This window comes from Marinobacter sp. LM1 (genome assembly GCF_042763285.1).
Lineage (GTDB): Bacteria > Pseudomonadota > Gammaproteobacteria > Pseudomonadales > Oleiphilaceae > Marinobacter > Marinobacter nauticus.
In genome coordinates this window covers 196865-222395 of sequence record NZ_CP114373.1, presented here as the reverse complement: position 1 = coordinate 222395, position 25531 = coordinate 196865, and the positions used below count along the sequence as shown (strand labels likewise).

The following is a 25531-nucleotide window of genomic DNA, read 5'->3' as shown; positions in this document are numbered from 1 at the left end:
CGGACCGCCTGCCACCTAGACACAAAAATCTTTAACTACCTCGTGTATGCGTACCGTCGACTACCGGGTCCATTGGCCCGATAAAATTTAACGGCGACAGCTTAGTTATATATATATATCAATGAAATAGCGAATGGGTTACGCCGTGTCCTATTCGTGTAACGACAACAGGCCACGGCGCTTTAGAAAAAATTCAGGGAACTCAGGAGGATGCAGCCAGCTTTGCCCTGGGGTGATAGCGAGCATTCACCCACAAAGAGAATCCGATCACCACACCACCAACGGCCAGGCGCAGCAGATCTGCATCACGATTCCAGATCAGCAGATTGACCAGCAAGCCAGCCGGTACGAGGGCATTGTTCATCACCGCCAGGGTGCCTGCATCGACCTTGCAGGCACCGCGATTCCACAGGTACAGCCCCAGACCGGACGCCGCCAGGCCCAGCCAGCCAAGAATGCCCCACTGCAACGGTGTTGAGGGCAACTTGTCCGGGTTACCAAAAATCAGGAACGAGGGTAGCGCGATAACCAGTGCGCCCATGAAGAAGTAACCGAAAGTGCGATACCCAGGCAGCGCCAGAGGGTAACGTTGCATCACGTGCTTGTAGCCAACCTGGCCGGCAGCGAAGGTAAAGTTGGCCACCTGCAGCAGCAGGAACCCGGTGATGAAATCCTCACTGAGGCCATCGTACCGGATGATGCCGGCACCGAGTGTGGCAATGGCCGCAGCCAGCAACGCCACCGGTGAAAACCGGCGGGCCAGGGCATCATCCACCAGAGTCACGTACAGAGGCGTAAAAATCGTGAACAGCAGAACTTCCGGTACCGTCAGGTAACTGAACGAGCGATACAGGCACAGATAGGTGATGCCGAACTGCAGCATACCAGTCACCAGGATGCCCAGCTTCATACCGGAGGGAACACCGCGCCAGCGGGTAAACGGCAGGAACACCAGGGCTGCCAGCAAGACCCGGCTCAATACCGCGAAGTCGCTGTCTACACGGCCAGCCAGGAACTCGCCGATCAGGCTGAACGAAAAGGCCCAGAGCACGGTTACCAGAACCAGTAAGACCATTGATTGCATCACCCCTGTTGTATGCCGGGCGCCTACTTTACTGCTTTACGGTGGGTTTTGCAGCGGTGGCAAGCGGGGAAACCCCTATAAGCGGGAGTCTGCTGGTTGAGGTACCATGGCCGGTCCTGCACGAGTGCCACGTTACTATCCCGGAAAGACCAGAGCGCCATGGACGAAACCCATCAGCCATTACCCGAAGCCCGCCAGCCGCTGATTCAGCGCACGCTGGCCGAGTGGAAAACCCTGGCTATTCTGGGCGGCCCGATTCTGATTGCCCAGGTGGCGCAGATGGCCAATGGTGTGATCGATACCGTGATGGCCGGCCACGCCAGTGCCGAAGATCTCGCGGCCGTGGGTATCGGCAGCAGCCTGTGGATGCCCCTTTTCCTGTTCTTCATGGGCATGCTCGGCGCCTTGCAGCCGATTATTTCCGGCTACAACGGTGCCCGTACCACCCACAAGATCATGCCCGCCACCTGGCAGGGCATCTACATTGCGGCGGCCGGCACGGTGGTAATGGCGCTGTTGCTGACCAATGTCCACCCCGTCCTGGCCCTGCTGAAACTCGACCCGCACACCGCCGGCATCACCCAGGGTTATCTGGACGCCTTTGCCTGGGGCATTCCCGCCCTGCTGCTGATTAACGCCCTCCGGGGACTGACCGATGGCCTGGGTCATACCCGGGTCATCATGGCGTTTTCCGTGCTCAGCACCCTGATTAATTTGCCTCTGAACTACATCTTCATTTACGGCAAACTCGGGCTTCCCGCCATGGGTGGCATCGGCTGTGGCTGGGCCACATCCATCTCCAACGGTGTCGCTGCCATCGCCATGCTGATCTACCTGAACCGCAGCGAGACCTTCCGCCAGTTTCATCTGATTGCCGATTGGGTGAAGCCCGACTGGGCCGGCATTCGCTACATCCTGCGCATCGGCGTGCCCATCGGCTTCACCATCTTCGTGGAAGCCAGCATGTTTGCGGTAATTGCACTGTTCCTGGCGCCGCTGGGGCCAGTGGTGGTCGCCGGGCATCAGATTGCCCTGAATGTGGTGTCGCTGCTGTTCATGCTGCCACTGAGCATCGGCATGGCGCTGACCCTGCGGGTCAGCTTTCTGGTGGGTGCGAGGGCCCCGGATTCCGCCCGGCTGATCTCCCGCAGTTCGCTGATTCTGGCCTCGGCCATCGCGCTGCTGTTTGCCACTCTGCTGTTCGTATTCTCCGGCGCCATTGCCAGCCTGTATTCCGGCGATGCTGAGGTTCAGGCGGTCACCATTCGGCTGCTCACCTTCGCCGCCATGTTCCAGATTGCCGATGTTATCCAGGTAACCTGTATCAGCGCCCTGCGCGGCTACAAGGACACGCGCATTCCCATGTTCATCATGCTGTTTTCATTCTGGGGAGTGGGCCTGCCGCTGGGATATGTGCTGACATTTACCGACTGGGTATGGCCGGCGCTGGGCGCTGCGGGTTTCTGGGTAGGACTGACGGCCGGGCTGACCTCCGCCAGCCTGTTACTCGGCTGGCGCCTGTTTCATTACCAGCCTTCCACACCCGTTGATGAAGACACTCAGCCTGCAGCCGTGGGAACCGGCTCTGGCATGGGCTGACCAATATCCTCGGCATAGACAATCCGGTCACGCCCGGTTTCCTTGGCGGTGTACAGCGCGTTATCGGCCCGCCGGGGTGTTTCATGTATTTTCGGAGCACCTGCTGAAGATTGTTCATCACCGCACGCAGATTCACGCCATCAACGCCTGGCAGCAGCAATACAAATTCCTCACCGCCATATCGGAACAACTGATCGGAACGGCGGGTATTGCTCTCCAGCAGGGCCACCAGCTCGGTGAGCACATCGTCGCCCACGCCGTGGCCATATTCGTCATTGATCTTCTTGAAGTGATCAAGGTCCAGCAACACCAGAGCGTAGGGCAGGCCGGAACGCTCGGCATTGGCAGCGGCCACATCCAGCTCTTCATCCATGGAACGGCGGTTCTTTACGCCGGTCAGCGGGTCAATGGTGGCCAGTTGCTCCAGGCGCCTGCGCTGGCTGTGGTTGCGATGAGCAAAGACATAAGCGCAGGCACTGACCACAACGGCGGTCGAAGAAAACGACCACATCTGCTCCTGGCTACTGAATGCCAGCCCCACCACCATCATCGCCAGGATAGCGGACAGGTTGATACCCACGGCGATTCTCGGACCAACCAGGAAGAAAGAAGTGACCAGGCAGGGGTACAACCAGAATAACCCCGGATCACCCACGATGCTGCCCACTACCACAGCACCGTAGGATGAAATAATTGCCATGACCAGGCCCGTCCTGCGGGTATCTCCCGTTAACCAGGCATAAGCCATACTCGTCGCAATGCCGCCCAGGATCGCGCTATCCACCACACCCGCCAACAGGTTTCCCTGCATAAACCGCAGCACCGCAAACGGCGTGATGCCCACCAGCCCGCTGATGCCCAGCAAGGTAATGATGGATAAACGAAAATCGTTTTTCAGACGGTGAAACATGCAGCTCTGGATCCGACAAAAGTCTTATTTAGCATCCAAGAATAGCGCAAGCTTCTCAAACGGTCGTTCCAGGGCAACGATTCTTAACAAATCTACCACCAAAGGCGACATAACGTGACCTGCATCACGCTTTGCTTTTCTCTAATATTCCAATGTAATCCACTTTATAATCGTCCAGGCAACGATCATTAGCTTCAAACCTATTGGCCAGCCATACTATCGCGTACCGCCGGCAGAACCAGGAACATTGTGTCTAACTCACTGATAAGAATAGCCCCCGGGGCACTGACTATTGGCAAACCCCTGCCCTGGGACGTTTTCGACGCAGAAGGCAATATTCTTCTGCGCCAGGGCTATGTGATTCAGACCAACAGCCAGCTCGAGCAGCTGTTTGAAAGAGGGCGCTTCAAGCCCCGGAAGATCGAGCGACCGAAAGAGGAAACCTTTGAAGACCTGCGCCAGCGGAATCCGTTTGCAGAATACGGAGACTTGCTGACCACGCTGGAAGTCACACTTAACGCCATTACCTCGGAAGATCCCACCGCCCAGAAACGCCTGCTGGGTCTGTGTCGAATGCTGGATAAAACCTGCCAGGAGGCACCCGACGCCAGCCTGGCACTGGTGCACCTGTATTCCATCAGCCCCACCATCCATGAACAGATCCTGTTCTACGGCATCCTGTGCCATTCTATCGCACGCCAGTTCGGGCTGGAGGAAAAGCGGGCAACTGTGCTCACCGCCGCCGCGCTCACCGCCAACCTCGCGCTGGTGCCTGTGGCAGACCAACTCAACGCCTCCAATACGGTGTTGACCGATGATCAGCGGGCGGTCATTCGCAAGCACCCAGCCCGAAGCATTCAGGCGCTGACGTCGGCCGGCATCAATAACAAGCTGCTGCTACGTATCATTGCCCAACACCACGAACAGGCCGATGGCTCGGGGTACCCTGAAGGGCTCAGCGGTAGCGATATCCTTCCGGAAGCAGAAATCCTGGCCCTGGCCGAGCGCTATGTGGCGATGATCACCAAGCGCGCTTACCGTAACCGGATGAATATCACTGAGGCCCGCAAGCTCATCGCCACCCTGGCGGACGGCAAGTTCCGGCCGGCGATTCCACGCTCATTGCTACAGATACTTGGCGATCATCCGCCGGGCATGCTGGTCCGGCTGGTCAACAATGAGGTTGGTGTGGTCACCCGCCGGGCGGATCGTACCCGGGGACCTTTCGTGAAGGCGATATTCGGCCCCCGAGGCAATCGCTACAGCGGCACCTTTGAGCGCGATACCAGCCTGCTGGAATACAACATTCGAGCGCCGGAAGAGCCCGAGATCATGCCAACCATGGATTTCAGCATGCTCTGGGGCTTCCGCTCCTGACTCAGATCAGCCCCAGCGCCCGGGCATGATGGTTCAAGTGATCGTCAATGAACGAGGCGATAAAGAAGTAGCTGTGGTCATAGCCCCGATGCATACGCAGGTTCAGGTGATGATGAAACTTCTCACACACATCGGCCAGGGCATCCGGATTCAGCTGGCTGTCCAGAAACTCATCGGCCGTACCCTGGTCCACCAGTAGCGGCAGCCGTTCCTTTGCCGTCGGAATCAACATGGTGGCATCCCAGGCTTCCCACGCCGATTGATCGTCACCCAGGTATCCGCTAAACGCCTTCTGGCCCCAGGGGCAGGCCATGGGGTTGGCAATTGGAGCAAAGGCCGATACCGACTTGTAATACCCCGGGTTCTTCAAAGCCGCAATCAGAGCCCCGTGCCCTCCCATGGAATGGCCACTGACCGAACGTTCGCCGTTCAGCGGCAACTCGTTTTCCACCAGCTGCGGCAGCTCCTTGACCACATAATCATACATCCGGTAATGCGGCGCCCAGGGCTGCTGGGTCGCGTTCACATAGAAACCGGCTCCGGAGCCAAAATCATAGCTGTCATCCTCGCCGGGCAGATTCACGCCTCGGGGACTGGTATCCGGGCAGACAATGGCCAGGCCCAGCTTTGCAGCGAGTTTCTGGGCGCCGGCTTTCTGCATGAAATTCTGATCGGTGCAGGTGAGGCCCGACAACCAGTACAGCACCGGCACCTCTTTGGCCCGAGCACCCAGCGCCGCAGGAGGAAGAAACACCGCAAATTCCATGTCGCACTCCAGGGTAGCGGAGGTATGGCGATAGCGGCGGTGTTCCCCGTCGAAACAGACGTTGGTGGATAACAGGTCCATAGATCCCCCCGGAGTTAAAGATGTGGTTAGCGATCAGTCCTCAGCCCCGGCATAGCTGGGTTTGTCGATACTGAAACCGGACTTGGCAAATTCCGCCAGAATGGCAGTACGCGTTACGATACCAACCAGTTTGCCATGATCAACCACCGGGTACACTTTTGGCTTACCGGCTCCCAGATTCTGGGCCAGATCCACCACCGACATCTCCGGCGATACCGTCATCGGCTGCCGGAACATCACGTCATCCACAATGGGATCACCTTCGTGGTGGTAGTTGCTGACCAGCAGCGAGTGTATACAGTCCTGCTCCGAGACAAAGCCCAGCACACGGCGATGATCATCCACCACCGGCAAACCGGTAACATGATTGGCCAGAAGGGCTTTCACCACCCTGGTGACCGGCGTACCACAGCGTATCGGTTCAATGTGGTTCCACATCACTTCAGATATTTTCAATGAGCGCATCGACAACTTCCTTTCAGACAGAATAACGGTGCCCGATTGAGCACTTCCATACCCTAAACATAGGCAAAGCACACAGAAATGAAAAACCGGCGTTATGAAAACGGTTTACATCGGATAATTGTCGACTAAACTCAATGGGTTATGCCCTTTCAGGGCTCAATAATCCTGATTCATCCGTGGTAAACAGTGGGAGAACCCATGGAAGCCATTTCCAATTTTGTAAGTGAAATCAACGGACTGGTATGGGGCCCTCCCATGCTGGTGATGATTCTGGGCGTCGGCCTGTTTCTGAGTATTGGCCTGAAATTGATGCCGATCATGAAACTGGGCGCCGGTTTCCGCCTGATGTGGAGCGGCCGGGCCCGCGGTGACGAGGATGACGGCGATATTCCCCCGTTCCAGGCCCTGATGACCGCACTGTCTGCCACCGTGGGTACCGGTAACATTGCCGGTGTTGCCACCGCAGTCTTCCTCGGCGGCCCCGGTGCGCTGTTCTGGATGTGGCTCACAGCCCTGGTGGGCATGGCCACCAAATATTCAGAAGCCGTTCTGGCGGTTCGCTTCCGGGAAGTGGACGAGCGCGGCAACCACGTGGGCGGCCCCATGTATTACATCCGTAACGGCCTCGGCAGCAAGTGGGCCTGGCTAGGCATCCTGTTTGCGGTGTTTGCCTCTGTGGCCGCCTTTGGCATCGGTAACACGGTTCAGGCCAACTCCGTCGCCGATGTGCTGGAAACCAATTTTGGCCTGCCCCACTGGGTAACCGGTGTGATCCTGATGGTACTGGTGGGCATGGTACTGATTGGCGGTATCAAGCGTATCGGCCAGGTAGCCAGTGCGCTGGTGCCGTTTATGGCTGTGTCCTATGTGCTGATTGGCCTGATCGTACTGGCCATTAACGCCAACCAGATTCCGGAAGCCATCAGCATGGTATTCAGCTATGCCTTCAGCCCGGCTGCAGCCGAGGGCGGGTTTGCCGGTGCTGCGGTCTGGGCAGCCATCCGCTTTGGTGTGGCCCGGGGCATCTTCTCTAACGAAGCAGGTCTCGGCTCTGCCCCCATCGCCCACGCGGCAGCGCAAACCAAGAACCCGGTCAAGCAGGGCATGGTGGCCATGCTGGGCACCTTCATCGACACCATCATTGTCTGTTCCATCACTGGTCTGGTGATCATCACCTCCGGTGCCTGGACGTCCGGTGAAACCGGTGCCGCACTCACGTCCCTGGCCTTTGAAACCGGCCTGCCGGGCTTTGGTAACTACGTGGTGGCGATTGCCCTGGCGATCTTCGCGTTCACCACCATCATTGGCTGGTCTTTCTACGGCGAGCGCTGTATTGAATTCCTGTTCGGTGTGAAGGCCATTCTGCCTTACCGGGTACTGTGGATTGTGGCCATTCCGGTGGGCGCCACCATCAACCTGGGCTTTATCTGGCTGGTGGCCGACACCCTGAACGCCATGATGGCACTGCCCAACCTGATCGCCCTGCTGCTGTTGAGCCCGGTAGTGTTCCGACTGACCAGGGAGCACTTCGAGAAGCAGAAGGCTCTGGGCGTGGAGTAATACCCTGTCTATGCAAGACGCTCACAAGGATGTGAGCGATCCGTTGGATGCGCCAGATCAAGTCCCCCTTGTAACTGGCGCATCCATCACCACAGTTACTCGTATACACTGATCAGACAACAACGGCGGGCAACGCCGGCGCAATACACGAATTTGCCAACAACCGTGTCGAAGGAGAGTAAGTATGAGTCTGCGTCTTGGAGATACTGCACCCGATTTTGAACAGGATTCCACCGAGGGCCGCATTCGCTTTCACGAGTGGCTAGGCAATAGCTGGGGCGTGCTGTTTTCCCACCCGGCCGACTTCACCCCGGTGTGCACCACCGAGCTGGGCCTGACTGCCAAGCTCAAAGACGAGTTTGCCAAGCGTAACGTCAAGGCCATTGCCTTGAGTGTCGACCCGGTCGATTCTCACCACGACTGGATCAAAGACATCAACGAAACTCAGGGCTGCACGGTCAACTTCCCGATCATTGCAGACCACGACCGCCAGGTGTCCGAGAAGTACGACATGATCCACCCGAACGCCAACGACAGCCTGACCGTGCGTTCGCTGTTTATCATCGACCCGAACAAGAAGGTTCGACTGATCATCACCTACCCGGCATCCACCGGTCGTAACTTCAATGAAGTGCTGCGGGTAATCGATTCCCTGCAACTGACCGACGAACACCGCGTGGCCACACCCGGCAACTGGGAGAGTGGCAGTGATGTGGTGATTGTGCCGTCCCTGCAGGATGAAGATGAGATCAAAAAGCGCTTCCCGAAAGGCTACAAAGCCGTGAAGTCCTACCTGCGGATGACACCAGACCCACGCGCTAACTGGAGTGGTGACTGATCCACTCTGTTGCGTTGAAGTTATCCGAGGGCAGGTTCAAACCTGCCCTCTTCACCGGCACTTACCAATGTGCCGGTACCTGCCCTTCCCGAATCCTCTGAGGATGATCTCCGACATCGACCCGCGCCAATTCAGTCGCAGTATCGATATCAATCACTGACATCTGGTCGGTACCACTCCAGGAGACGTAACAACGGTCGCCCGCTTCATTGGTCGTTACCCAATAAGGCTTCTCGCCGAGGCCAGTCAGTAACTGATAATCAAACGTTTCGCGGTCCACGATCGCCAGGTAATCACTCATCGTACCTGCCACACACAGAGCATCTCCGTCGCCATTCATGGCAATGCCGTGGTGAGCCGAATCATTGATGTAGAGTTCCCGGGGCAGGTCCGGCACAAGATTGGGTAACTCGGCCAATCGGGTGACCACGCCTTCTTCCATGTCGTACTCCACAAAGCCGTGCAGGAACGACAACTGAAAATAGAAGAAACGTTCATCCGGAGTATGAGCCATGGGCCGGATGGCCGGGCTCAGCTTGCCCAGGCCGGCCGCCTTCAGCTTATCGGCAAAATCGAACTGTTCAATGATCTCCAGTGAGTTGGCATCCACCACCTGAAAGCGGCGCTCACCCTTGGTGAAATCCAACAGATTCTTGTCCAGCGGTGTGAATACATGGCCAATGCTGGCGTGGTAGATCTTGCTGCCATCCCGGGAATAGACATTCTCATGGGGAGAATTCCCGGTGGGGAAGCGACCAATCTCGTTCCCGGTATTCACATCCAACACGTGAACCACATTGCCGGTAGAGGCCGAAACTGCGACCCGGTTACCATCCGGTGACAGAGCCATGTGGTCGGAACGGTAGCCCTCTACCTGAAAACGCCAGGCGATTTTCCCGGTCCCGGTCTCAATGGCAACCACATCGGCAAAACTCGGACGGGAGACAATCAGCAGCCGGCCATCCGGGGAGCTGTACATATCGTCCACATACTGATCGTTACCTTCGCCAATCAGGTAACGTACCGCTTTGAAGAACACCAGTCGTATCGGGTTGAAGAGAATTTCAGTCATACGCTGGCGCTTGTCGGGGATGCCATTGATGCGCCCCAGGCTGGTATAGGTCTCGGCATCAATCACATCGATCATGCCTTCCCAGTTATTGCCAACAAAAATGACATCACGTGTGTTCTCCTGGGCCAGTGCTGGTGTACCGGCCAGCGCAAGAGACGACGCAAGCAGCAATGTCTGAATACCGCGGCGGGCACGAGACTGTTTCATTCGTATCATGGTGAGTTCTCCGAACTATTGTTTTTGCTATTTATCAACTCGGCGAACACTTGTACCTTTTTTGACCAATCGCGCACATGACGCAAGCGACAGCAACTGCGTCATTTCGGTCAATTCCAGGTATAAAAAAAGGACAGGTTTTACCCTGTCCTTTCGTGAGTGAGGCCTAACTGCCGGTATCAGAACGCCGGAACAACCGCACCCTCATACTTCTCCTTGATAAAGTCTTTCACCGCATCGGATTTCAAGGCATTGGCCAGCTTCTGCATGGCTTCGCTGTCCTTGTTGTCCGGACGGGCGACCAGAATGTTCACGTAAGGAGATTCGGAGCCTTCAATCACCAGAGCATCTTCAGACGGGTTCAGGCCCGCTTCCAGCGCGTAGTTGGTGTTGATCAGCGCCAGGTCCACCTGGTTCAGGATACGCGGCAGGGTCGCCGCTTCCAGTTCCTTGAAGTCCAGGTCTTTGGGGTTGTCGGCAATATCACGCGGGGTCGCAGTGATCTTGCTTTCGTCCTTCAGGGTAATCAAGCCCGCTTTCTGCAGCAACAGCAGAGCACGGCCACCATTGGTGGGGTCGTTGGGGATGGCCACAACCGCACCTTCTTTCAGCTCGTCCAGAGACTCGATCTTGCTGGAGTAGGCGCCGAACGGCTCCACGTGAACGCCGGTCACAGTCACCAGATTGGTGCCACGGCCGTCGTTGAACTCATCCAGGTACGGCTGGTGCTGGAAGAAGTTGGCATCCATACGCTTCTGATCAACCTGGATGTTGGGTTGCACGTAGTCGGTGAACACCTTCACATCCAGCTCCACACCCTGTTCCGCCAGGGCCGGCTTCACGAATTCCAGCAGCTCGGCGTGGGGTACCGGAGTCGCGGCCACGGACAGTTGTTCTGCCGAAGCAGCGGTCGAGAAGGTTGCAACAGCGGCCAGAGCCACCAGAGTTTTCTTCAGGTTCATAACAAATCTCCTGCGTTAATTATTTACGGCTGAAATACAGAACCAGGCGATCGCCCGCCATCTGCAACACCTGCACAAAGATCACCAGCAGGGCCACAGTAATCACCATGACGTCGGTCTGGAACCGCTGGTAACCGAACCGGATCGCCAGGTCGCCAAGGCCGCCGCCACCAATAACGCCAGACATGGCTGCGTAAGACACCAGAGTAATGGCCGTTACCGTAATGCCCGCGATAATGCCGGGAAGTGCCTCCGGCAGCAAGGCACCAAAGATGATTTGCCGAACATTCGCACCCATGGCCTGGGTTGCTTCAATAATGCCCCGGTCCACCTCCCGCAAGGAGGTTTCCACCAGGCGGGCAAAGAACGGAGCACCACCGGCCACCAACGGGGGAATCGCGCCGGCCACCCCCAGGGAGGTGCCGATCAGCATTACCGTGAACGGGATCATCACAATCAGCAGGATGATGAAGGGCACAGAGCGCAGCACGTTCACAATAAACGACAGGATGGCGTAGGCCACCGGCTGTTCCAGCAACTGACGCTTGCCGGTCAGGAACAACAGCACACCTATGGGCAAGCCAATCAATACGCTGAACAACAGCGACATGCCCACCATCACCAGGGTATCCCAACTGGCCCAGCCAATTTCGGCCCAGTCCACGTTCCCCATAAGGCTTTCCATCAAGGCTTCCATCAGCGCACCACCTCCACATGAACTTCAGCGGCTTCCAGCGCTTTCATGGCGACCTCCAGATCGCCGCCCACCAACGACAGGGTCAACTGGCCGTAGGGCGTGTCCTTGATGTGATCAATCCTGCCCGAGAGAATACTGAAATCCACACCGGATTCCCGGGCAACACTACCAAGCAACGGTTTGTACGTGGATTCCCCCTTGAACGTCAGTCGCAGAATACGACCCTCGGCTTTCTGCAGATCTTCCTGCAACTCATCGCGATCGACGTTTTCGCTTTCGAACACAAAATCCCGGGTGGTCGGGTGCTGGGGGTGCAGAAAGACTTCACTGACCGGCCCCATTTCCACCACACGGCCGGCATCCATCACCGCCACCCGGTCACAGACACGGCGCACCACATCCATCTCGTGGGTAATCAGCACAATAGTCAGGCCCAGTTCCTTGTTGATGTCCGCCAGCAGCTTTAGTACCGACTGGGTGGTTTGTGGGTCCAGGGCGCTGGTGGCTTCATCGCACAGCAAAATAGTCGGTCTGCAGGCCAGAGCGCGGGCAATGCCTACCCGCTGTTTCTGCCCGCCGGATAACTGAGACGGATATTTGTTGGCATGATCGCTCAGGCTCACCCGTGCCAGCAGCTCATCCACCCGACTGCGAATTTCAGCCTTGGAATAAATGCCCGCCAGCTTCATCGGGAAGGCAATATTGTCAGCCACCGTCTTGGACGACAGCAGATTGAAATGCTGGAAAATCATGCCCACTTTGCGTCGGAAGGCCCGCAACTCTGCGGCGCTGTAGCGGGTGATGTCCTCGTCGTCGATCAGGATGCGACCGCCGGTGGAGGGTTCCAGTTTGTTGATCAGTCGGACAAGGGTCGATTTGCCCGCGCCGGAGTGGCCGACGATGCCGAACACCTCACCGGTCTCGATGGTCATACTGGTGGGATGCAGCGCGGGGATCGCCCGGCCAGCCACCTGGTACGACTTTTCTACCTGGTCAAATACAATCACGATCAGTGCCTTGCAGATGCGTCGTTAAAACCGGCGATTATAGCCTATTCAGGGGGCAAACCCGAATCCCGCCCGGTGGCCGGCAGGTGGGTAGTTGCCCTTACACCAAAAGGTACCTGACAGACCCGCACCCAGGTCAGCACGGTCAGCCGGGCCATCACGCTGATCGGCTTTGATGCCGTGAAGTCCATGGCGATTTCGTCTCTGATTGTCGATTCCCTGCTTAAACGCAATGATCGCCCCCACATGCTGCGATGCCTGGCCAGGGCGATTCACGCCACGGTACAGGCCCGCTGCCTGATGCTCAAACGTACCGAGCACGCCCTTGAAGAAGTCTTTATCGGCGCTTTGCTGATGAACATCGGCGAGACACCCGCCGCCATCCGTGACCAGCTCAAGGTGAATGCCTAGGAGGCCACCAAAGTGGCGGTTTCTCTCGGCATCCCGCAAGTGACGGCCCTGCTGCCGGGCAACCAGGAGTCAGCCCCCGATGCCCAGGCCCCGGCCATGGACTCCGATCTGCAACTGCAGATTCTGCGGGAGCTGACCCAGACCCTGGCGGAAAAACCGGACATCAATGAGGTCTGCCAGTTAGTGATTGAGGGGATTCACCGGGCCATCGGCATGCAGCGCGTAGCCCTGTTGATGACCGACCGCTCCGGCGAACTACTGGTACCGCGCAAGGTAGGTGGCCGCGGCACCGAAGAATGGCGTGAGCACTTCATCATCAAGAAAGATGGCACCGGCCCGCTCGGGTCACTGCTACCCCATGGCCCCTGCGCCGTCTATGAACCGCGAAAGCAGACCGAAGGGGTGCCCTACGATCGCTGGCTGGGGAAAGTACCGGCGCTGACAGGTTCGCTGAAAGCCAAGGGCCGGTTGGTAGGTTTGTTCTACGCGGACAATGCGGCAGCAGGCTATGTGCCATCAGAACAACAATTGGCAGCGTTTGGCCACTTTATCCAGAACGCCCAGTTGTGTCTGACCCTGATGTCAGTACGCTGACATCAGGGTCAGCCTGGTACAAACACTAGTGCAGCGAGCGCATCTGCCTCGGATAGAGGGCCGCACTGACTTCCGGTTCTTCCAGCAGATCTGCCAGTTCCCGATCCACGTCGGTTTCCTCGCCCTCATCCGGCAGCGGCTCAAACAGGGTGCTCAGCCAGGAGGCCACGGACGGCGCGTTATCTCGGTCGTAGTCGGTAGACAGCGCCTTGATCCGGCGGAAGCCGATAATGCGTTGGTGACGCGGGTCGCGGATCTGCTCGAAACCCCGCCAGTAGATGCGATCACGGGTGTGAAGTTGGACGAACAGGGTATCGATGGGGCCATTATCGTCATCCCGGGCGTCGTCATCAGTCGCCGCCTGCTCAGGCTCGGGCTGGCCTTCGGCCGGTTTGCGGCGGATGGTGGTCCAGGCCGGATAGAGCACCGCAACTGCGTCGGCCTCCACATGTTCCCTGGCTGCTCTCAGAATAAGCCCCCAGCGAGCCTTGTCGGCATCAGTCTCCAGTGAGTTGATAGGAAGGTCGTAGCTCTGATCACTGGACAGGACGATCGCCATCATCGGGGCGTCCAGTTCCCCCATGGCTTCAGCCTGCGCTACGGATACCAGATCGTCGATTGCCATCGATTGGTTCATAAGATGCTCGCCTCCTCGATGCCATCAGGGTGGTCAGGAACCGGTGTCCCTGACTAACAGCATAGCCTGTTCCACATGGAAAGATAAACGTGGAGTTGGTCACCGCGGATCACAACCCCCGGAGAAGGTTTTTTCTTCGACCTCAGAAAGCATCCTCAAGGCGCTCGTAGTTGCTGAACCACGGATTCGCCTCTTCCAGTTGAGCAGCAACCTGCAGCAGGCGGTCTTCACCACCGTGGGCCGCCCCGAACTGCACCCCCACAGGCAGCCCGTCACGGGTCCAGTGCAGGGGTACCGACATCGCCGGCGTTCCCGTCAGGTTGGCCAGCTGGGTGAATGGCGTCCTGGCCAGGCTTTCCAGAGCCATCTGGTCCACCTGTCCACTCTTGTGCACCAACTTTCCGGCTTTCAGACCGAGCATCAGCCGGGCCACCAGTTTCAGGTGAGCCGGTGTGTCCATTTGCCCGATCCGGGCCGGTAACTGGCCGGTGGTGGGACACAGATAAAGATCAAAACGGTCGAAATAGGCCCCCAGAGCCCGGGCGAAATCGTTCCACTGCTGGCGCAGGCGAACATAGTCTGGCAGCGGCATGGTGCGCCCGAGCATGCCCAGCAGCCGGGTTTCCAGCTCAAAGTCCCGATCGATGGCGCCGAATTCGGTTTTCGCGCGCTCCATGAGGGCAGACACCTCACCGAAATAAAGCGCCAGGTAGCAACGGGCAAGGGCGAGTCCATCGAATTCCGGGCGGGCGTATTCTACGTTGTGGCCCAGGGATTCCAGCAGGCGGGCCGTTTCTTCGACTGCGGCGACACATTCCGGCGCCACCTCGGTGTCATAGGGTGACGAGGTAAATACGCCGATTTTGAGGCGGCCCGGTGACTGCTGCATCAGGTCCGCCCAGGGGGCTGATGGCTCTGGAATGGTAAACGGGTCGCCACTGGCCGGGCCGGACAGCACATCCAGCATCGCGGCGCTGTCCCGGACCGTGCGGGACACCACATGATCGGTAGACGCTCCGGTCCAGGCCTCACCGGCGTATGGGCCAACGGAAATCCGGCCCCGGGACGGTTTCAGCCCGAACAAGCCATTGTAGGCTGCCGGAATACGAATGGAGCCGCCACCATCGTTGGCACCAGCCATGGGCACAATGCCAGCCGCCACCGCAGCGCCGGAACCGCCACTGGAGCCGCCCGGCGTGCGCTCGGTATCCCAGGGGTTACGGCTGGGGCCCCACAGCGCCGATTCGGTCACTGCCTTGAGGCCGAATTCCGGGGTTGCCGTGCGACCAAGAAAAACCAGCCCAGCCTCCCGGGCACGGCGCACAAACTGGGAATCCCGCGTAGCGACGTTCTTCAGCAGAGCCCGGCTGCCGTATGTACAGGGATGCCCGGCCTGCTCCTGTGCCAGATCCTTGAGCAACAAGGGCACCCCGGCGAAGGGGCCCTCTGCAGAAAAATCCTGATCCATGGCCTCCGCAAACTGCGGGTGGCAGATGGCATTCAGGCGCGGGTTCACGGCGCTGGCACGGTCGATAGCGGCCTCGGTCACTTCCCGGGAGGTGACTTCACCCCGGCGAATCAGATCGGCCAGGGCCGTGGCATCGTAACGGAGATATTCGGACGGTTTCATTGGCAACCCTGCTTGTTGTTCTTCGGCGAAAGTCCCCTGGACATTCCCGTTATAAACCGGAAACTCAGGAGCTTACGCCAATACCAGAGTGAGTTCCATGAGCCTGATCGTGTTTCCGGAAGCCCTGAGCACCAGCGTGATTGTGTTCCTGCTGATGGCGTCAGCGGTTACCTCCATGATAACCGCCACCCTGGGCGCCGGCGGCGGTGTCCTGCTGCTGGTACTGATGGCATCCTGGCTGCCACCGGCGGCGATCATTCCTGTTCACGGCATGATTCAGCTCGGTTCCAACAGTGGCCGGGCCATACTGACCTGGCATCATATCGACTGGAAGGTGATCGCCGCCTTCGCCCCGGGGGTGCTGGCCGGTGCCGGACTGGGTGCCTGGTTGCTGGTCGATCTACCGGCTCATCTGTGGCAACTGAGCATTGCCCTGTTCGTGCTTTACCTGTGCTGGGGCCCCGGGTTGCCCAAGGCCTCTTTTGGCCCGTTCGGCGTGTTTATCGCTTCTGCCATCACCAGTTTCGTGAGTCTGTTCGTGGGCGCTACCGGCCCCCTGGTGGCCGCGTTTATCAAGCAGATTCACACCGACCGCTTCCGCACCGTCGCCACCTTTGGCACCGCCATGACCCTGCAGCACGCCCCCAAGGCCCTGGTGTTCGGCGTAGCCGGTTTTGTGTTTTCGGAGTGGCTGCTCTTTATTCTGGTCATGATCGCCTGCGGCTTTGCCGGCACCTGGCTTGGATTGCACCTGCTTAAATCCATCAATAACCGGTGGTTCCACACCGCCTTCAACATGGTACTTACCCTGCTGGCGTTCCGCTTGCTCTGGCAGGCAGCGCGTTCTGCTGGCTGGCTTGGCTAATGCCGGTCACCCTCGTCCGGCAGGGCAATGGATACCACACAGTTCCGGCCCCGGGATTTGGCGATGTAGCAGCCTTCATCAGCTCGTGCCATCGCCTCTTTGGGGCCGTTGTCGTGAGCTGAAACCGGCGTCAGGCCAATACAGACGGTGACGCCGAACTGGCGACCGTCGTGTCTTATTTTCAACGCCTGGACCTTTGCCCGGATACTTTCAGCCAGAGCTTCGGCCCGCGCCATACCACAGGCTGGCAACAAAATAGCGAACTCATCCCCCCCGAGGCGGGCTACCGTATCCGACTGGCGTACGGCCTGTTTGAACACCTCCGCCAGCCGCTTCAGCAGATCATCGCCAACCAGGTGACCACCTTCATCGTTGACTGGCTTGAAGTGGTCCAGGTCGATCATCATCAGTACCGCAGGCACCGGTTGCCCGGGCGCATCCGCCAGCGCCTTGAGCAATGAAGCGGTAAACGCCCGCCGGTTCAGCAACTGGGTCAGCGCATCGTGGGTGGCCTCCCAGGACAATCGCTCTTCTTCGCGCCGGCGTTCGCTGTCATCCCTGAGCACAAACACCAGCCGTTCCTGCCGCTCTCCTTTGCGCATATGCAGCATGGTCAGATCGATGTCGTAGATCCGTCCGGCCAGGTTTTCGAGGGTTACGTAGCGATTGTCGATTTCGTCTCCGGCCAGAAAGGTGTCGTAAACCAGTTCTTCATTGTCGTGGCGGATGGTGACGGATTCGAAAAAGTTATGGCCCACACAGTCATCTTCCAGCGCCAGAAAACTGCAGGCGGCGCCGTTGGCGTAGCGGATAGCCCCTTCGGTATCCACCATGAGCACCCCTTCCTGAAGCACGTCAAGAATCGAATCCGCCCGCTGCTGTTCCTCGCGAATGGCCCGTTCAAAGCGCATTTCCTGAGTCACATCCCTGACGGCGGTAATGGTACCAATGGCCTGGTCCGGCAGGTCGATCACCGAGGTAATGACATCCACCCAGACATAACCGGGCAGACGATAGGTTAGCAACCTCAGCCGGCTCCTGAAAAAGCTGCGGCGTACCAGAACATTGCGCCACCCTTTCATGGCCTTGTCCCGGTCTTCGCTGGCGACGGTTTCAATCAGGTAGCGATGGCGGAGCCAGTCCTCGGGGCGACCGACAATATCCAGAAACGCCGGGTTCACGAACTCTATACGGCCCAGGATATCAGTGTGTACGATGCCGATCGGTGCATTGCTAGTGAGGGACCGGAAGAAGGCCTCGCGTTCGGCCAGTGACCGGAAAATCTCATCCCGTTCCTGCCGCACCTGGTTGAAGACTTTGGCAACGTTGCGGATCTCCGACCCGCCCACCTCGGAAACAGGCTCCTCCCGCTCACCAGTGTGCCGCTGATATATCTGAACCCCGAGATTGCGCAACGGCGCCAACAGCCGGTAAAAGATCCAGAAAGCCAGGGGCGCCAGTATTGATACTACCGCCAGCAACGCCCAGCTGAAGCCACCGGTCATCCTCAGTGCCGGAGCAAAGGCCTCACGCTCGGGCCAGACCGCGGCCACAAACCATGGTACCAGCGCCATTTGCGCATAGCCGGTTATGGTCCCGGTTTTCCGGCCCGGATGATCGTGGGATGTGCCCTCGAAACCGGACATCGCCTGCAGTAAAGAGGGGGACGATTTGCTTACGGGCACCATCACCTCTCCCGACAGACCATCAGCAAGCACGATGCCGTTTTGCGTTATCAGGCGCAGATAGCCGGTCTGGCCCACCCGGACACTGGCAAATTCACTCATGAAATTGTCGCCCTGCAACAGAATCAGCCCGCCAATCATGCCGATGAATCGCTGGTTTGCATCAAACAGGGGCGCGGCCACCATAACGCCGGGCTGCTCATCAATTACGGTAATGTAGGGAGCGCTAATAATGGGCGACATCCGGCTGACCAGATCGGTGAAGTAGGGGCGCTGCGAGGCATTGAAACCGGGTACGTAATACGACGCCGGGGAAGCTGCCAGTAACCGACCATCGGCATCGAGAATAAAGGTGGCATCGAAAAGCTGGAGCAGGGCATCCTGATTACGCAGCAGGACCCGGGCCCGGTTTTCCAGCACGATCTCGGTAGAGGGGAAGCCTTCGGCCACCAATGTCAGTACATCCAGTCTTTCCGACAGCTTCAGATCCAGTTCCCTGGCGACCATTCCGGCAATGGTTTCCACTTGACCATACGCCATGTCCTCCAGCTCGGCCCGACTGAGCAGCCACCCGATGGCCGCAATGACAACCGCGGATGTCGCCACAAACACCACTACCAGGGCGACGGCTCGGTTTACCAGGCTGCCGAACCATTTTCTGACCAAATCAATCACTCCCGCTGCTCAGGCTCTCAGGCTCTGGGCGCCCATCATGAACACCAGATAGTTGCAAACGTCACCGAAAGTCTAACAAAGGCGGGCGGATACGTCAGATCGAGACTTGAAATTCTACTGATAATCGTTATTATTTATGTCTATTTTCGTCTCGCCGGGAATATCTGTATGGATTCCATTACTGCCACTTCCGCATCGCTGTTCGACCACGGGCCACTCGGCCAACTGGTCGAAATGGGCGGTCCAGTCATGATCGTTCTGATCGCCATAGCCGCCATTGGCGTGATCACGTTCTTCTACCTGATGCTGTTCGGAACCTTCTACGCCCCGCGATTTACCCGGAAGTTGCGCTACCTGGTTCAGCAATGGCAGGCATCCCCGGCCCAGACTTCCCCGGAAAAGATCAGAGCCGACGCTGGCTTGCTCGGGCGTACCAATCCACTGATGCATCTGCTGGTCAACACCATGACAGCCAGCAAGTGCAATCCGAATATCAGTGCTGTAAGGGAAACCGCCGTAAGGGATGCGCAAGCGGCGCTGGAACCTTTCGAGGCACCGTTAAAAATCATCGAAGTGATTGCCGCCCTGGCCCCCTTGCTGGGCCTTCTGGGTACCGTAATGGGCATGATGGAAGCATTCAGCGCGATGGCGGCGACCGATGGTCGCGCCAACGCCAGCCAGCTGTCCGGTGGTATCTATGAAGCGTTGACCACGACGGCCGCAGGCCTGGTAGTGGCCATTCCTTTTGCGGCGCTGGCGGCCTGGATCGAGTTCCGTCTGCGCCGGATTCACAAAACCATCAACAGTGCCCTTGTCAGCGTCTTCAACGTGTTGCCTGGCGACGAAACGGCCACAGCGGCAGACGTGGCCACACCGGCAGCCGAGCCCCGCCCTGAGAGGGCAGCAGAGGCGGACCGGAGTTATTCGGTCGGCGATAATCAGCGGCTGGCACATGCAGCTGGTTGACCCCCGGCCAAACCGCCCGATCCCCATCCGGATAACACCACTGATCGATGTGGTGTTCATCCTGTTGGTGTTCTTTATGCTTACCACCCGGTTGTTACCGGTAGATTATCTGGAACTGGCGAACAATACCGGCCAGCAGAGCAGTGCCACAGGCGCCCCCCTGCCAGAGCTCAGGGTCAATGCCAATGGCACGGTACGCTGGAAGAAGAAAGACTTCGACCTGGCGCAGCTGCTGTCGACGCTGAACGCTGAAGGGGTAAGCGAAGCCAATCTCGCCACTACGCCCGATACCAGCCTGGCCCATTTCACCCGGACCCTCAGTGCGCTGGATAACGCCGGCATTGAACCTCACTGGAAGCGTACAAACACGCCTGACTCATGACAGACCTGGTTCCACCTCCATCAACCTCCGGCAAGGGCCTTCTGGAACGTGTTGAAGATGCGTTGCTGCCCTTGATCAATCTGGTGTTTCTGCTGCTGATGTTTTTCATTGTAGCGGGACAACTTACCAACGAACCGCTGCCAGAACTGCCTGGTACCGAGCAGAGTCCGGAACAGCAGGCACCCGAGGCCGACATGATGGTTCAGGCCGATGGCCAATGGCAGGTCGAAGGCAAGCACCAGACCCGCGAGAGTCTGCTTGCCGCGCTTCCGGCTCCGGATGAGAACGTACCCTTGAAGATTGCGGCGGATCAAAGCCTGACCATGACCGAGCTGGAGGACTTGCTCAGGATTCTGGAAGAGGGCGGTTATTCGGAAGTTCTGCTGCTCACGGAGCCTGCCACATGACAACAGCAGGTCGGCTACCCAAGGCCCTGTTCCTGATCATCGCCATGATCGCAACCGCCCTTGCAGCGGTCCTGGCCACGCCCGAGGAAATCCTGGAGATGCCGGTTCTGGGTGACAGTGCCGTGAACACCGCCCCCGCAATCAAGATCAATCTCGCCGGCAGGAAATCGGTAGAGCCAAAACCGGAGGTCGCGCCGGAACCCGAACCGGCTCCAGAGCCAGAACCGCAGCCCAAGCCAGAACCCAAACCAGAGCCCAAACCAGAGCCAAAGCCGGAACCGAAACCTGAACCCGTGCCAGAACCAGAACCTGAGCCAATACCAGAACCTGCCCCCACACCGCAGGAGCCAGAATCCAGTCCCACCGAGGCCGTGGCAGAAAGCCCAGAACAACCTCAGGGCGAAGAAGCGGACAGTAACACCAACCAAAGCGCGGTACCTTTACAGAATGCCGGTCAGTCATCACAGGTAGACAGCTACCTGAGCAAGCTCAGCCGGCACCTGGCGCGCTATTACGAGTATCCTCGCCGTGCCCGCCGGCTAGGCCAGGAGGGTACACCGGTGATTGTCTTCGAGTTCCGGCGCGATGGCTCGCTGGTGGAACACTCGCTGCGCGACAGTTCCGGGCACTCATTGCTGGACGATGCTGCTTTGGCCATGCTGGCGCAAGCTGCGCCACTGCCAGCCGTGCCGGACTCCATGCGCGGCAAGTCCTTCACCTACGCTCTGCCAGTCCGTTTTAATCTGCGCTGACTCACTCCCTGCCAGGCACCAAGGAAAGGCAGGGCGCACTCTGCCGGTGCGCTGGCCAGCAATGCAGGCACCAAACCGCAACCGACGCCCCACTCAACCTGTTGATTTTTAAATCAAACCCTGAAAGCTTCCAACACTGGCACACTCTCTGCTCAGACATCCTCAGCAGATAGCCTGTTCATCTTCATTCAGGCTGCCCGCGCACATTCTGTTCAGACGACGGCGTCTACTCATTCCTGTCCCTACCAGGCAGGCAATGAGGGCGCCGTTTTTTGTTGGCTCCAGATAACCAGAAAGCGATCAGGGGAACACACTATGTCTTACATCATGCCTTCGGAGTTCGTCACCAAGATGGTGGACGCCGGTGAATCGAAAATCTACATGGCCACCCGGGATGTCCTGATCCGGGCCTTTATGGCCGGGGCCATCCTGGCACTGGCGGCGGTATTCGCCATTACCGTCGGCGTACAGACCGGCAGCCCGCTGGTCGGCGCACTGCTGTTTCCGGTCGGGTTCTGCATGCTTTATCTGATGGGGTTCGACCTGCTCACCGGGGTGTTCATGCTGACCCCGCTGGCCCTTCTCGACCGACGCCCCGGGGTGGATACCCGCGGCATCCTTCGAAACTGGGGCTGGGTGTTCCTGGGTAACTTCGGCGGCGCCCTGACGGTTGCCACCATCATGGCCTTTGTTTTCACCTACGGTTTCAACACCGAAGCCGGAGTGGTCGGGGACAAAATTGCCTCTATCGGCAAGGCCCGTACCCTGGGTTATGCCGAACATGGTGTGGCTGGCTGGTTCACCATCTTCCTGCGGGGTGTACTGTGTAACTGGATGGTATCCATGGGCGTGGTGGGCGCGATGATCTCCACCACGGTCCAGGGCAAGGTACTGGCCATGTGGATGCCGATCATGCTGTTCTTCTACATGGGCTTTGAGCACTCCATCGTCAACATGTTCCTGTTCCCGTTTGCGCTGATGATGGGCGGCGAGTTCAGTATCATGGATTACTTCATCTGGAACGAGATCCCCACCGTTCTGGGCAACCTGGTAGGTGGCCTGTCCTTCACTGGGCTGACGCTTTACGCCACCCACGTTCGCACCGCACCCAAGCGCACCCTGACAACAGACTACCGCGAACCCGTCAGCGCCCGCAGCGCCTGATTACCACTAAGGCCCCGCCGGTGCCGCACACACCGGCGGGCTTCAGTGGCTCATATTCATGTCCAACTGCGAACAGCTCACGATAGAAGCCGGACAATTCAGCAGCGCCGGCCGGAAACCCGCCAATCAGGATTTCCATGGCCTGCTGATACCCGACAATCACCAGCGCCACAGCAAGGGAATTGCGGCAGGAATCGCCGATGGCATCAGCTCCAGCAATGTCAGCCAGATCGCCAGTGAAGCGGCGGTGGCCGGCTTCCTGAGCGACTACTACTCAACCCCCGAGAGCTGGTCGGTGAAACAATCGGCCGAACGGGTGCTGAGGGCAAGCAATGCCTGGCTGCACGCCCAGACCCGACAAAGCCGATATCGCTATGACCAGGACCGGGGCTACGTCTGCACCTTCAGTGCCCTGGTTCTGAAATCCGCAACGGCGCACCTGTTTCATGTGGGAGACGCCCGTATCTACCGGCTTCAGGGCAACACGCTGGAACAACTCACAACCGACCACCGGGTCTGGCTTTCGGCCGAGGAAAGCTGCCTGAACCGGGCTCTTGGACTGAGCCCGCAACTGGATATCGAGTATCGCAGTCTCGCCCTGCACCGGAACGACGTGTTTCTGATGATGACCGATGGTGTTTACGAACGGCTCTCGGCCGGTGATATCACCCTTTGCCTTGCCGACAACGGGGACGATCTGGATCACGCCGCCCGGTCGCTGGCCCAACTCGCCCTGGAAAGGGGAAGTGAGGATAACCTGACGGTCCAGGTATTGCGGGTAACCCGGTTACCCTCTCGGACACAGGACACCAGCGCCCAGAAAGCCTATCGCGAACTGCCATTCGCGCGCGAGCCCGCTCCCGGTGAGGTGCTGGACGGCTACCGAATCATCCGGGCCCTGCATATCAGCAGCCGAAGCCACGTTTACCTGGCCAGGGATGAGAGGTCCGGGAAGCAAGCCGCAATTAAGTTCCCGGCGATGGAGTTGCGGCAGTATCCGGATGAGCTGGAGCGATTCGTTACTGAACGCTGGATTGCCCAGCGCGTTCAGAGCCCCCATGTGGTTGCCATCTTTGCCCCGGAGCGTCCGCAAAGTTGCCTGTATCTGGCTACTGACTTTGTAGAAGGTTGTACCTTGCGGCAATGGATGCTTGATCACCCGCAGCCAGATCTGGAAACCGTGCGACAACTGGCCGAGCAGATTATCCGGGGGCTCAGGGCCTTCCACCGGCTGGAAATGGTGCACCAGGATCTGAAACCCGAAAATGTCCTGATCACACCGGATGGCCGCGCCATGCTGGTCGATTTCGGAGCCACCCGGGTCGCCGGTCTGGAAGAAGCGGGCAAGCCTGCCGCTTGCTATCCGGTTGGAGCCGCCCTCTACTCGGCGCCGGAGCTCTTTCTCGGCGAACCCGGCAGCTGGCAGTCGGACCAGTACGCCCTGGGCGTGATTATCTATCAACTATTAACCGGGCGCCTGCCCTACCATACCGATGTACCCCGCATCCGCACTCGCAAACAACTACAGGCTCTGACATACCGGCCCGCCAGGGCCTGGCGTGAAGACCTGCCGCCGTGGCTGGATGCCACCCTGGCCCGGGCTACCCATCCGGAGCCCCATCGCCGCTACCCGGCGTTATCGGAACTGCTCTACGAACTCCGACACCCCGGACGAGACTGGCGTGCCCGACACCATCCACCTCTCATGGAGCGGCACCCGGTGCGTTTCTGGCAAGGCGTCTCGGCCCTGCTCCTGCTGGCACTATTAACCTCCCTGGCCAGTGGCTCCTGGAACTGAGCCCCGGGCCATTTATTGCCCAGCCAGCAAAAGCTCGCCCGCCCGCCAAGCAACGCCTTGCCCGAAGACACTCAGACATTGCCCGAACTCCACGTAACTAGTTGTTATATCGCTACATTCAACAACTGGCACGGCGATTGTTATCTATTATGCCGTCCAGGGAACATCCTTGGGACACTCATTCACAACATTGTCATGGAGCAGACTATGCCAACTCCTTGTTATATCAGCATCGAAGGCCAAACCCAGGGTAACATCACCGCTGGCGCGTTCACTTCCGATTCCGTAGGCAACATCTACGTTGAAGGTCATGAAGACGAAGTGCTGGTCCAGGAATTCAGCCACACCGTCTTGGTCCCAACAGACCCTCAGTCTGGCCAGCCTTCTGGACAGCGCGTTCATAAGCCTTTTGAGTTTACTGCAGCCCTGAACAAAGCCACCCCGCTGATGTACAACGCCCTGGCTTCCGGCGAAATGCTGCCGAAGGTAGAGCTCAAGTGGTACCGCACTTCGGTAGAAGGCAAACAGGAGCACTTCTTCTCCACCATTCTGGAAGATGCCACTATCGTTAATATCGACTGCAAAATGCCTCACTGCCAAGATCCTGGCAGCGCAGACTTCACTCAGTTGGTCACCGTTGCTCTGTCCTACCGTAAAGTTACTTGGGAACACACCGTAGCTGGAACTTCTGGCGCTGATGATTGGCGCGCCCCAGTCGAAGCCTAACCAATTCGGCGTCACCCAAGGCCTTGATTCAGGGCCTTGGGATCCTCAACTCCGAAGTAACCAGAAATGCTGCAATACCTTTCGGTTCTTTATTTTACTACTGTGCGATAAGATCTTGGCGGAAAAGCAGTTTGTGTATTGCCCGTTCAAACACTCATTAATAATCCGAGTCTTCAACGGGTAATAGCTGACAGCTATTTCGCGA

25 protein-coding genes and 1 pseudogene are annotated in these 25531 nt (G+C 58.4%); 14 read left to right on the top strand and 12 right to left on the bottom strand.

All coding sequences use genetic code 11. The features are described from left to right. Nucleotides 1–202 precede the first annotated feature (202 nt). Nucleotides 203–1075 (bottom strand): carboxylate/amino acid/amine transporter, encoded by an 873-nt coding sequence (locus OZ656_RS00980; protein ID WP_153739776.1) that lies wholly within the window; start codon nt 1073–1075, stop codon nt 203–205. A 168-nt stretch (nt 1076–1243) separates the two neighbouring features. On the opposite strand from OZ656_RS00980, the gene OZ656_RS00975 reads away from it, so the two are divergent. After that, nucleotides 1244–2683, top strand: coding sequence for an MATE family efflux transporter (locus OZ656_RS00975; protein ID WP_153739775.1), 1440 nt, complete (start codon nt 1244–1246; stop codon nt 2681–2683). 145 nt (nt 2684–2828) lie between these two features. Here OZ656_RS00975 and OZ656_RS00970 read toward each other — a convergent pair. Continuing rightward, a pseudogene (locus OZ656_RS00970) lies at nt 2829–3056 on the bottom strand (diguanylate cyclase domain-containing protein); the annotation flags it as partial. Nucleotides 3057–3842: 786 nt separating this feature from the next. On the opposite strand from OZ656_RS00970, the gene OZ656_RS00965 reads away from it, so the two are divergent. Then, nucleotides 3843–4970: an HD-GYP domain-containing protein gene (locus OZ656_RS00965; protein WP_153739774.1), complete on the top strand. Its 1128-nt coding sequence runs from the start codon at nt 3843–3845 to the stop codon at nt 4968–4970. A 1-nt stretch (nt 4971) separates the two neighbouring features. On the opposite strand, the gene fghA is transcribed toward OZ656_RS00965, so the two are convergent. Together fghA and OZ656_RS00955 are read right to left on the bottom strand one after the other, a co-directional pair. After that, nucleotides 4972–5817 carry an S-formylglutathione hydrolase gene (fghA, locus tag OZ656_RS00960; protein WP_153739773.1) on the bottom strand — a complete coding sequence of 282 codons (846 nt, stop codon included), beginning with the start codon at nt 5815–5817 and terminating at the stop codon, nt 4972–4974. 33 nt (nt 5818–5850) lie between these two features. Beyond that, a complete protein-coding gene (locus tag OZ656_RS00955) occupies nt 5851–6282 on the bottom strand; it encodes a CBS domain-containing protein (protein ID WP_153739772.1) in 432 nt (143 codons plus the stop codon). Nucleotides 6283–6480: 198 nt separating this feature from the next. Here OZ656_RS00955 and OZ656_RS00950 point away from each other — a divergent pair, with 198 nt between their 5' ends. After that, nucleotides 6481–7842, top strand: coding sequence for a sodium:alanine symporter family protein (locus OZ656_RS00950; RefSeq protein ID WP_022993418.1), 1362 nt, complete (start codon nt 6481–6483; stop codon nt 7840–7842). 184 nt (nt 7843–8026) lie between these two features. Further along, on the top strand, nt 8027–8680 hold the full coding sequence (locus OZ656_RS00945) for a peroxiredoxin (RefSeq protein ID WP_022993419.1): 654 nt from the start codon (nt 8027–8029) through the stop codon (nt 8678–8680). 61 nt (nt 8681–8741) lie between these two features. Here the strand turns inward: OZ656_RS00945 and OZ656_RS00940 are convergent, their stop codons facing one another. From OZ656_RS00940 to OZ656_RS00920, 5 genes are all read right to left on the bottom strand, one after another. Continuing rightward, nucleotides 8742–9968: a YncE family protein gene (locus OZ656_RS00940; protein ID WP_206854073.1), complete on the bottom strand. Its 1227-nt coding sequence runs from the start codon at nt 9966–9968 to the stop codon at nt 8742–8744. Between the two features lie 179 nt (nt 9969–10147). Further along, nucleotides 10148–10930 (bottom strand): MetQ/NlpA family ABC transporter substrate-binding protein, encoded by a 783-nt coding sequence (locus tag OZ656_RS00935; RefSeq protein ID WP_011783807.1) that lies wholly within the window; start codon nt 10928–10930, stop codon nt 10148–10150. Nucleotides 10931–10949: 19 nt separating this feature from the next. Then, nucleotides 10950–11627, bottom strand: coding sequence for a methionine ABC transporter permease (locus OZ656_RS00930; RefSeq protein ID WP_014420171.1), 678 nt, complete (start codon nt 11625–11627; stop codon nt 10950–10952). Next, a complete protein-coding gene (locus OZ656_RS00925; RefSeq protein ID WP_014420170.1) occupies nt 11627–12634 on the bottom strand; it encodes a methionine ABC transporter ATP-binding protein in 1008 nt (335 codons plus the stop codon). Before OZ656_RS00925 ends, OZ656_RS00930 begins: the two co-directional genes overlap by 1 nt. Before the next feature lie 44 nt (nt 12635–12678). Further along, nucleotides 12679–12825, bottom strand: coding sequence for a hypothetical protein (locus tag OZ656_RS00920; protein WP_286714157.1), 147 nt, complete (start codon nt 12823–12825; stop codon nt 12679–12681). On the opposite strand from OZ656_RS00920, the gene OZ656_RS00915 reads away from it, so the two are divergent. Continuing rightward, nucleotides 12815–13045 (top strand): hypothetical protein, encoded by a 231-nt coding sequence (locus OZ656_RS00915; protein WP_286714158.1) that lies wholly within the window; start codon nt 12815–12817, stop codon nt 13043–13045. The genes OZ656_RS00920 and OZ656_RS00915 overlap by 11 nt on opposite strands. A 12-nt stretch (nt 13046–13057) precedes the next feature. Next, the gene (locus OZ656_RS00910; protein ID WP_273030788.1) at nt 13058–13639 is read left to right on the top strand and encodes a hypothetical protein; all 582 of its coding nucleotides are present in this window, start codon (nt 13058–13060) and stop codon (nt 13637–13639) included. A gap of 25 nt (nt 13640–13664) precedes the next feature. Here the strand turns inward: OZ656_RS00910 and OZ656_RS00905 are convergent, their stop codons facing one another. Further along, on the bottom strand, nt 13665–14276 hold the full coding sequence (locus OZ656_RS00905) for a hypothetical protein (protein WP_011783800.1): 612 nt from the start codon (nt 14274–14276) through the stop codon (nt 13665–13667). A gap of 142 nt (nt 14277–14418) precedes the next feature. Then, a complete protein-coding gene (locus OZ656_RS00900; protein WP_278349787.1) occupies nt 14419–15906 on the bottom strand; it encodes an amidase in 1488 nt (495 codons plus the stop codon). 97 nt (nt 15907–16003) lie between these two features. On the opposite strand from OZ656_RS00900, the gene OZ656_RS00895 reads away from it, so the two are divergent. Next, nucleotides 16004–16771, top strand: coding sequence for a sulfite exporter TauE/SafE family protein (locus OZ656_RS00895; protein ID WP_278349786.1), 768 nt, complete (start codon nt 16004–16006; stop codon nt 16769–16771). Here OZ656_RS00895 and OZ656_RS00890 read toward each other — a convergent pair. Continuing rightward, nucleotides 16768–19122 (bottom strand): GGDEF domain-containing protein, encoded by a 2355-nt coding sequence (locus tag OZ656_RS00890; protein ID WP_379944887.1) that lies wholly within the window; start codon nt 19120–19122, stop codon nt 16768–16770. The genes OZ656_RS00895 and OZ656_RS00890 overlap by 4 nt on opposite strands. 177 nt (nt 19123–19299) lie before the next feature. Here OZ656_RS00890 and OZ656_RS00885 point away from each other — a divergent pair, with 177 nt between their 5' ends. The 7 genes from OZ656_RS00885 (at nt 19300) to OZ656_RS00855 (ending at nt 25326) form a co-directional block, all read left to right on the top strand. After that, a complete protein-coding gene (locus tag OZ656_RS00885; RefSeq protein WP_141066763.1) occupies nt 19300–20097 on the top strand; it encodes a MotA/TolQ/ExbB proton channel family protein in 798 nt (265 codons plus the stop codon). Beyond that, complete coding sequence (locus OZ656_RS00880) at nt 20084–20479, top strand: biopolymer transporter ExbD (RefSeq protein WP_014420161.1); 396 nt, start codon at nt 20084–20086, stop codon at nt 20477–20479. The genes OZ656_RS00885 and OZ656_RS00880 overlap by 14 nt, the downstream gene beginning before the upstream one ends. Next, nucleotides 20476–20886 (top strand): biopolymer transporter ExbD, encoded by a 411-nt coding sequence (locus OZ656_RS00875; protein WP_022993429.1) that lies wholly within the window; start codon nt 20476–20478, stop codon nt 20884–20886. Before OZ656_RS00880 ends, OZ656_RS00875 begins: the two co-directional genes overlap by 4 nt. Next, nucleotides 20883–21638 carry a TonB family protein gene (locus tag OZ656_RS00870; protein ID WP_199451568.1) on the top strand — a complete coding sequence of 252 codons (756 nt, stop codon included), beginning with the start codon at nt 20883–20885 and terminating at the stop codon, nt 21636–21638. Before OZ656_RS00875 ends, OZ656_RS00870 begins: the two co-directional genes overlap by 4 nt. Before the next feature lie 315 nt (nt 21639–21953). Further along, a complete protein-coding gene (locus OZ656_RS00865; protein WP_113879592.1) occupies nt 21954–22802 on the top strand; it encodes a formate/nitrite transporter family protein in 849 nt (282 codons plus the stop codon). Nucleotides 22803–22860: 58 nt separating this feature from the next. Then, complete coding sequence (locus OZ656_RS00860; RefSeq protein WP_141066760.1) at nt 22861–24600, top strand: bifunctional protein-serine/threonine kinase/phosphatase; 1740 nt, start codon at nt 22861–22863, stop codon at nt 24598–24600. Nucleotides 24601–24807: 207 nt separating this feature from the next. Next, a complete protein-coding gene (locus tag OZ656_RS00855; protein WP_199451567.1) occupies nt 24808–25326 on the top strand; it encodes an Hcp family type VI secretion system effector in 519 nt (172 codons plus the stop codon). Nucleotides 25327–25531: the final 205 nt, after the last annotated feature.

What these genes read in the sequence shown, in the direction of transcription:
- OZ656_RS00980 (WP_153739776.1), bottom strand. Translation starts at nt 1,075, where the DNA reads ATGGTCTTACTGGTTCTGGTAACCGTGCTCTGGGCCTTTTCGTTCAGC.
- OZ656_RS00975 (WP_153739775.1), top strand. Translation starts at nt 1,244, where the DNA reads ATGGACGAAACCCATCAGCCATTACCCGAAGCCCGCCAGCCGCTGATT.
- fghA (WP_153739773.1), bottom strand. Translation starts at nt 5,817, where the DNA reads ATGGACCTGTTATCCACCAACGTCTGTTTCGACGGGGAACACCGCCGC.
- OZ656_RS00955 (WP_153739772.1), bottom strand. Translation starts at nt 6,282, where the DNA reads ATGCGCTCATTGAAAATATCTGAAGTGATGTGGAACCACATTGAACCG.
- OZ656_RS00950 (WP_022993418.1), top strand. Translation starts at nt 6,481, where the DNA reads ATGGAAGCCATTTCCAATTTTGTAAGTGAAATCAACGGACTGGTATGG.
- OZ656_RS00945 (WP_022993419.1), top strand. Translation starts at nt 8,027, where the DNA reads ATGAGTCTGCGTCTTGGAGATACTGCACCCGATTTTGAACAGGATTCC.
- OZ656_RS00940 (WP_206854073.1), bottom strand. Translation starts at nt 9,968, where the DNA reads ATGATACGAATGAAACAGTCTCGTGCCCGCCGCGGTATTCAGACATTG.
- OZ656_RS00935 (WP_011783807.1), bottom strand. Translation starts at nt 10,930, where the DNA reads ATGAACCTGAAGAAAACTCTGGTGGCTCTGGCCGCTGTTGCAACCTTC.
- OZ656_RS00930 (WP_014420171.1), bottom strand. Translation starts at nt 11,627, where the DNA reads ATGGAAGCCTTGATGGAAAGCCTTATGGGGAACGTGGACTGGGCCGAA.
- OZ656_RS00920 (WP_286714157.1), bottom strand. Translation starts at nt 12,825, where the DNA reads ATGGACTTCACGGCATCAAAGCCGATCAGCGTGATGGCCCGGCTGACC.
- OZ656_RS00905 (WP_011783800.1), bottom strand. Translation starts at nt 14,276, where the DNA reads ATGAACCAATCGATGGCAATCGACGATCTGGTATCCGTAGCGCAGGCT.
- OZ656_RS00900 (WP_278349787.1), bottom strand. Translation starts at nt 15,906, where the DNA reads ATGAAACCGTCCGAATATCTCCGTTACGATGCCACGGCCCTGGCCGAT.
- OZ656_RS00895 (WP_278349786.1), top strand. Translation starts at nt 16,004, where the DNA reads ATGAGCCTGATCGTGTTTCCGGAAGCCCTGAGCACCAGCGTGATTGTG.
- OZ656_RS00885 (WP_141066763.1), top strand. Translation starts at nt 19,300, where the DNA reads ATGGATTCCATTACTGCCACTTCCGCATCGCTGTTCGACCACGGGCCA.
- OZ656_RS00880 (WP_014420161.1), top strand. Translation starts at nt 20,084, where the DNA reads ATGCAGCTGGTTGACCCCCGGCCAAACCGCCCGATCCCCATCCGGATA.
- OZ656_RS00875 (WP_022993429.1), top strand. Translation starts at nt 20,476, where the DNA reads ATGACAGACCTGGTTCCACCTCCATCAACCTCCGGCAAGGGCCTTCTG.
- OZ656_RS00870 (WP_199451568.1), top strand. Translation starts at nt 20,883, where the DNA reads ATGACAACAGCAGGTCGGCTACCCAAGGCCCTGTTCCTGATCATCGCC.
- OZ656_RS00865 (WP_113879592.1), top strand. Translation starts at nt 21,954, where the DNA reads ATGTCTTACATCATGCCTTCGGAGTTCGTCACCAAGATGGTGGACGCC.
- OZ656_RS00860 (WP_141066760.1), top strand. Translation starts at nt 22,861, where the DNA reads ATGTCCAACTGCGAACAGCTCACGATAGAAGCCGGACAATTCAGCAGC.
- OZ656_RS00855 (WP_199451567.1), top strand. Translation starts at nt 24,808, where the DNA reads ATGCCAACTCCTTGTTATATCAGCATCGAAGGCCAAACCCAGGGTAAC.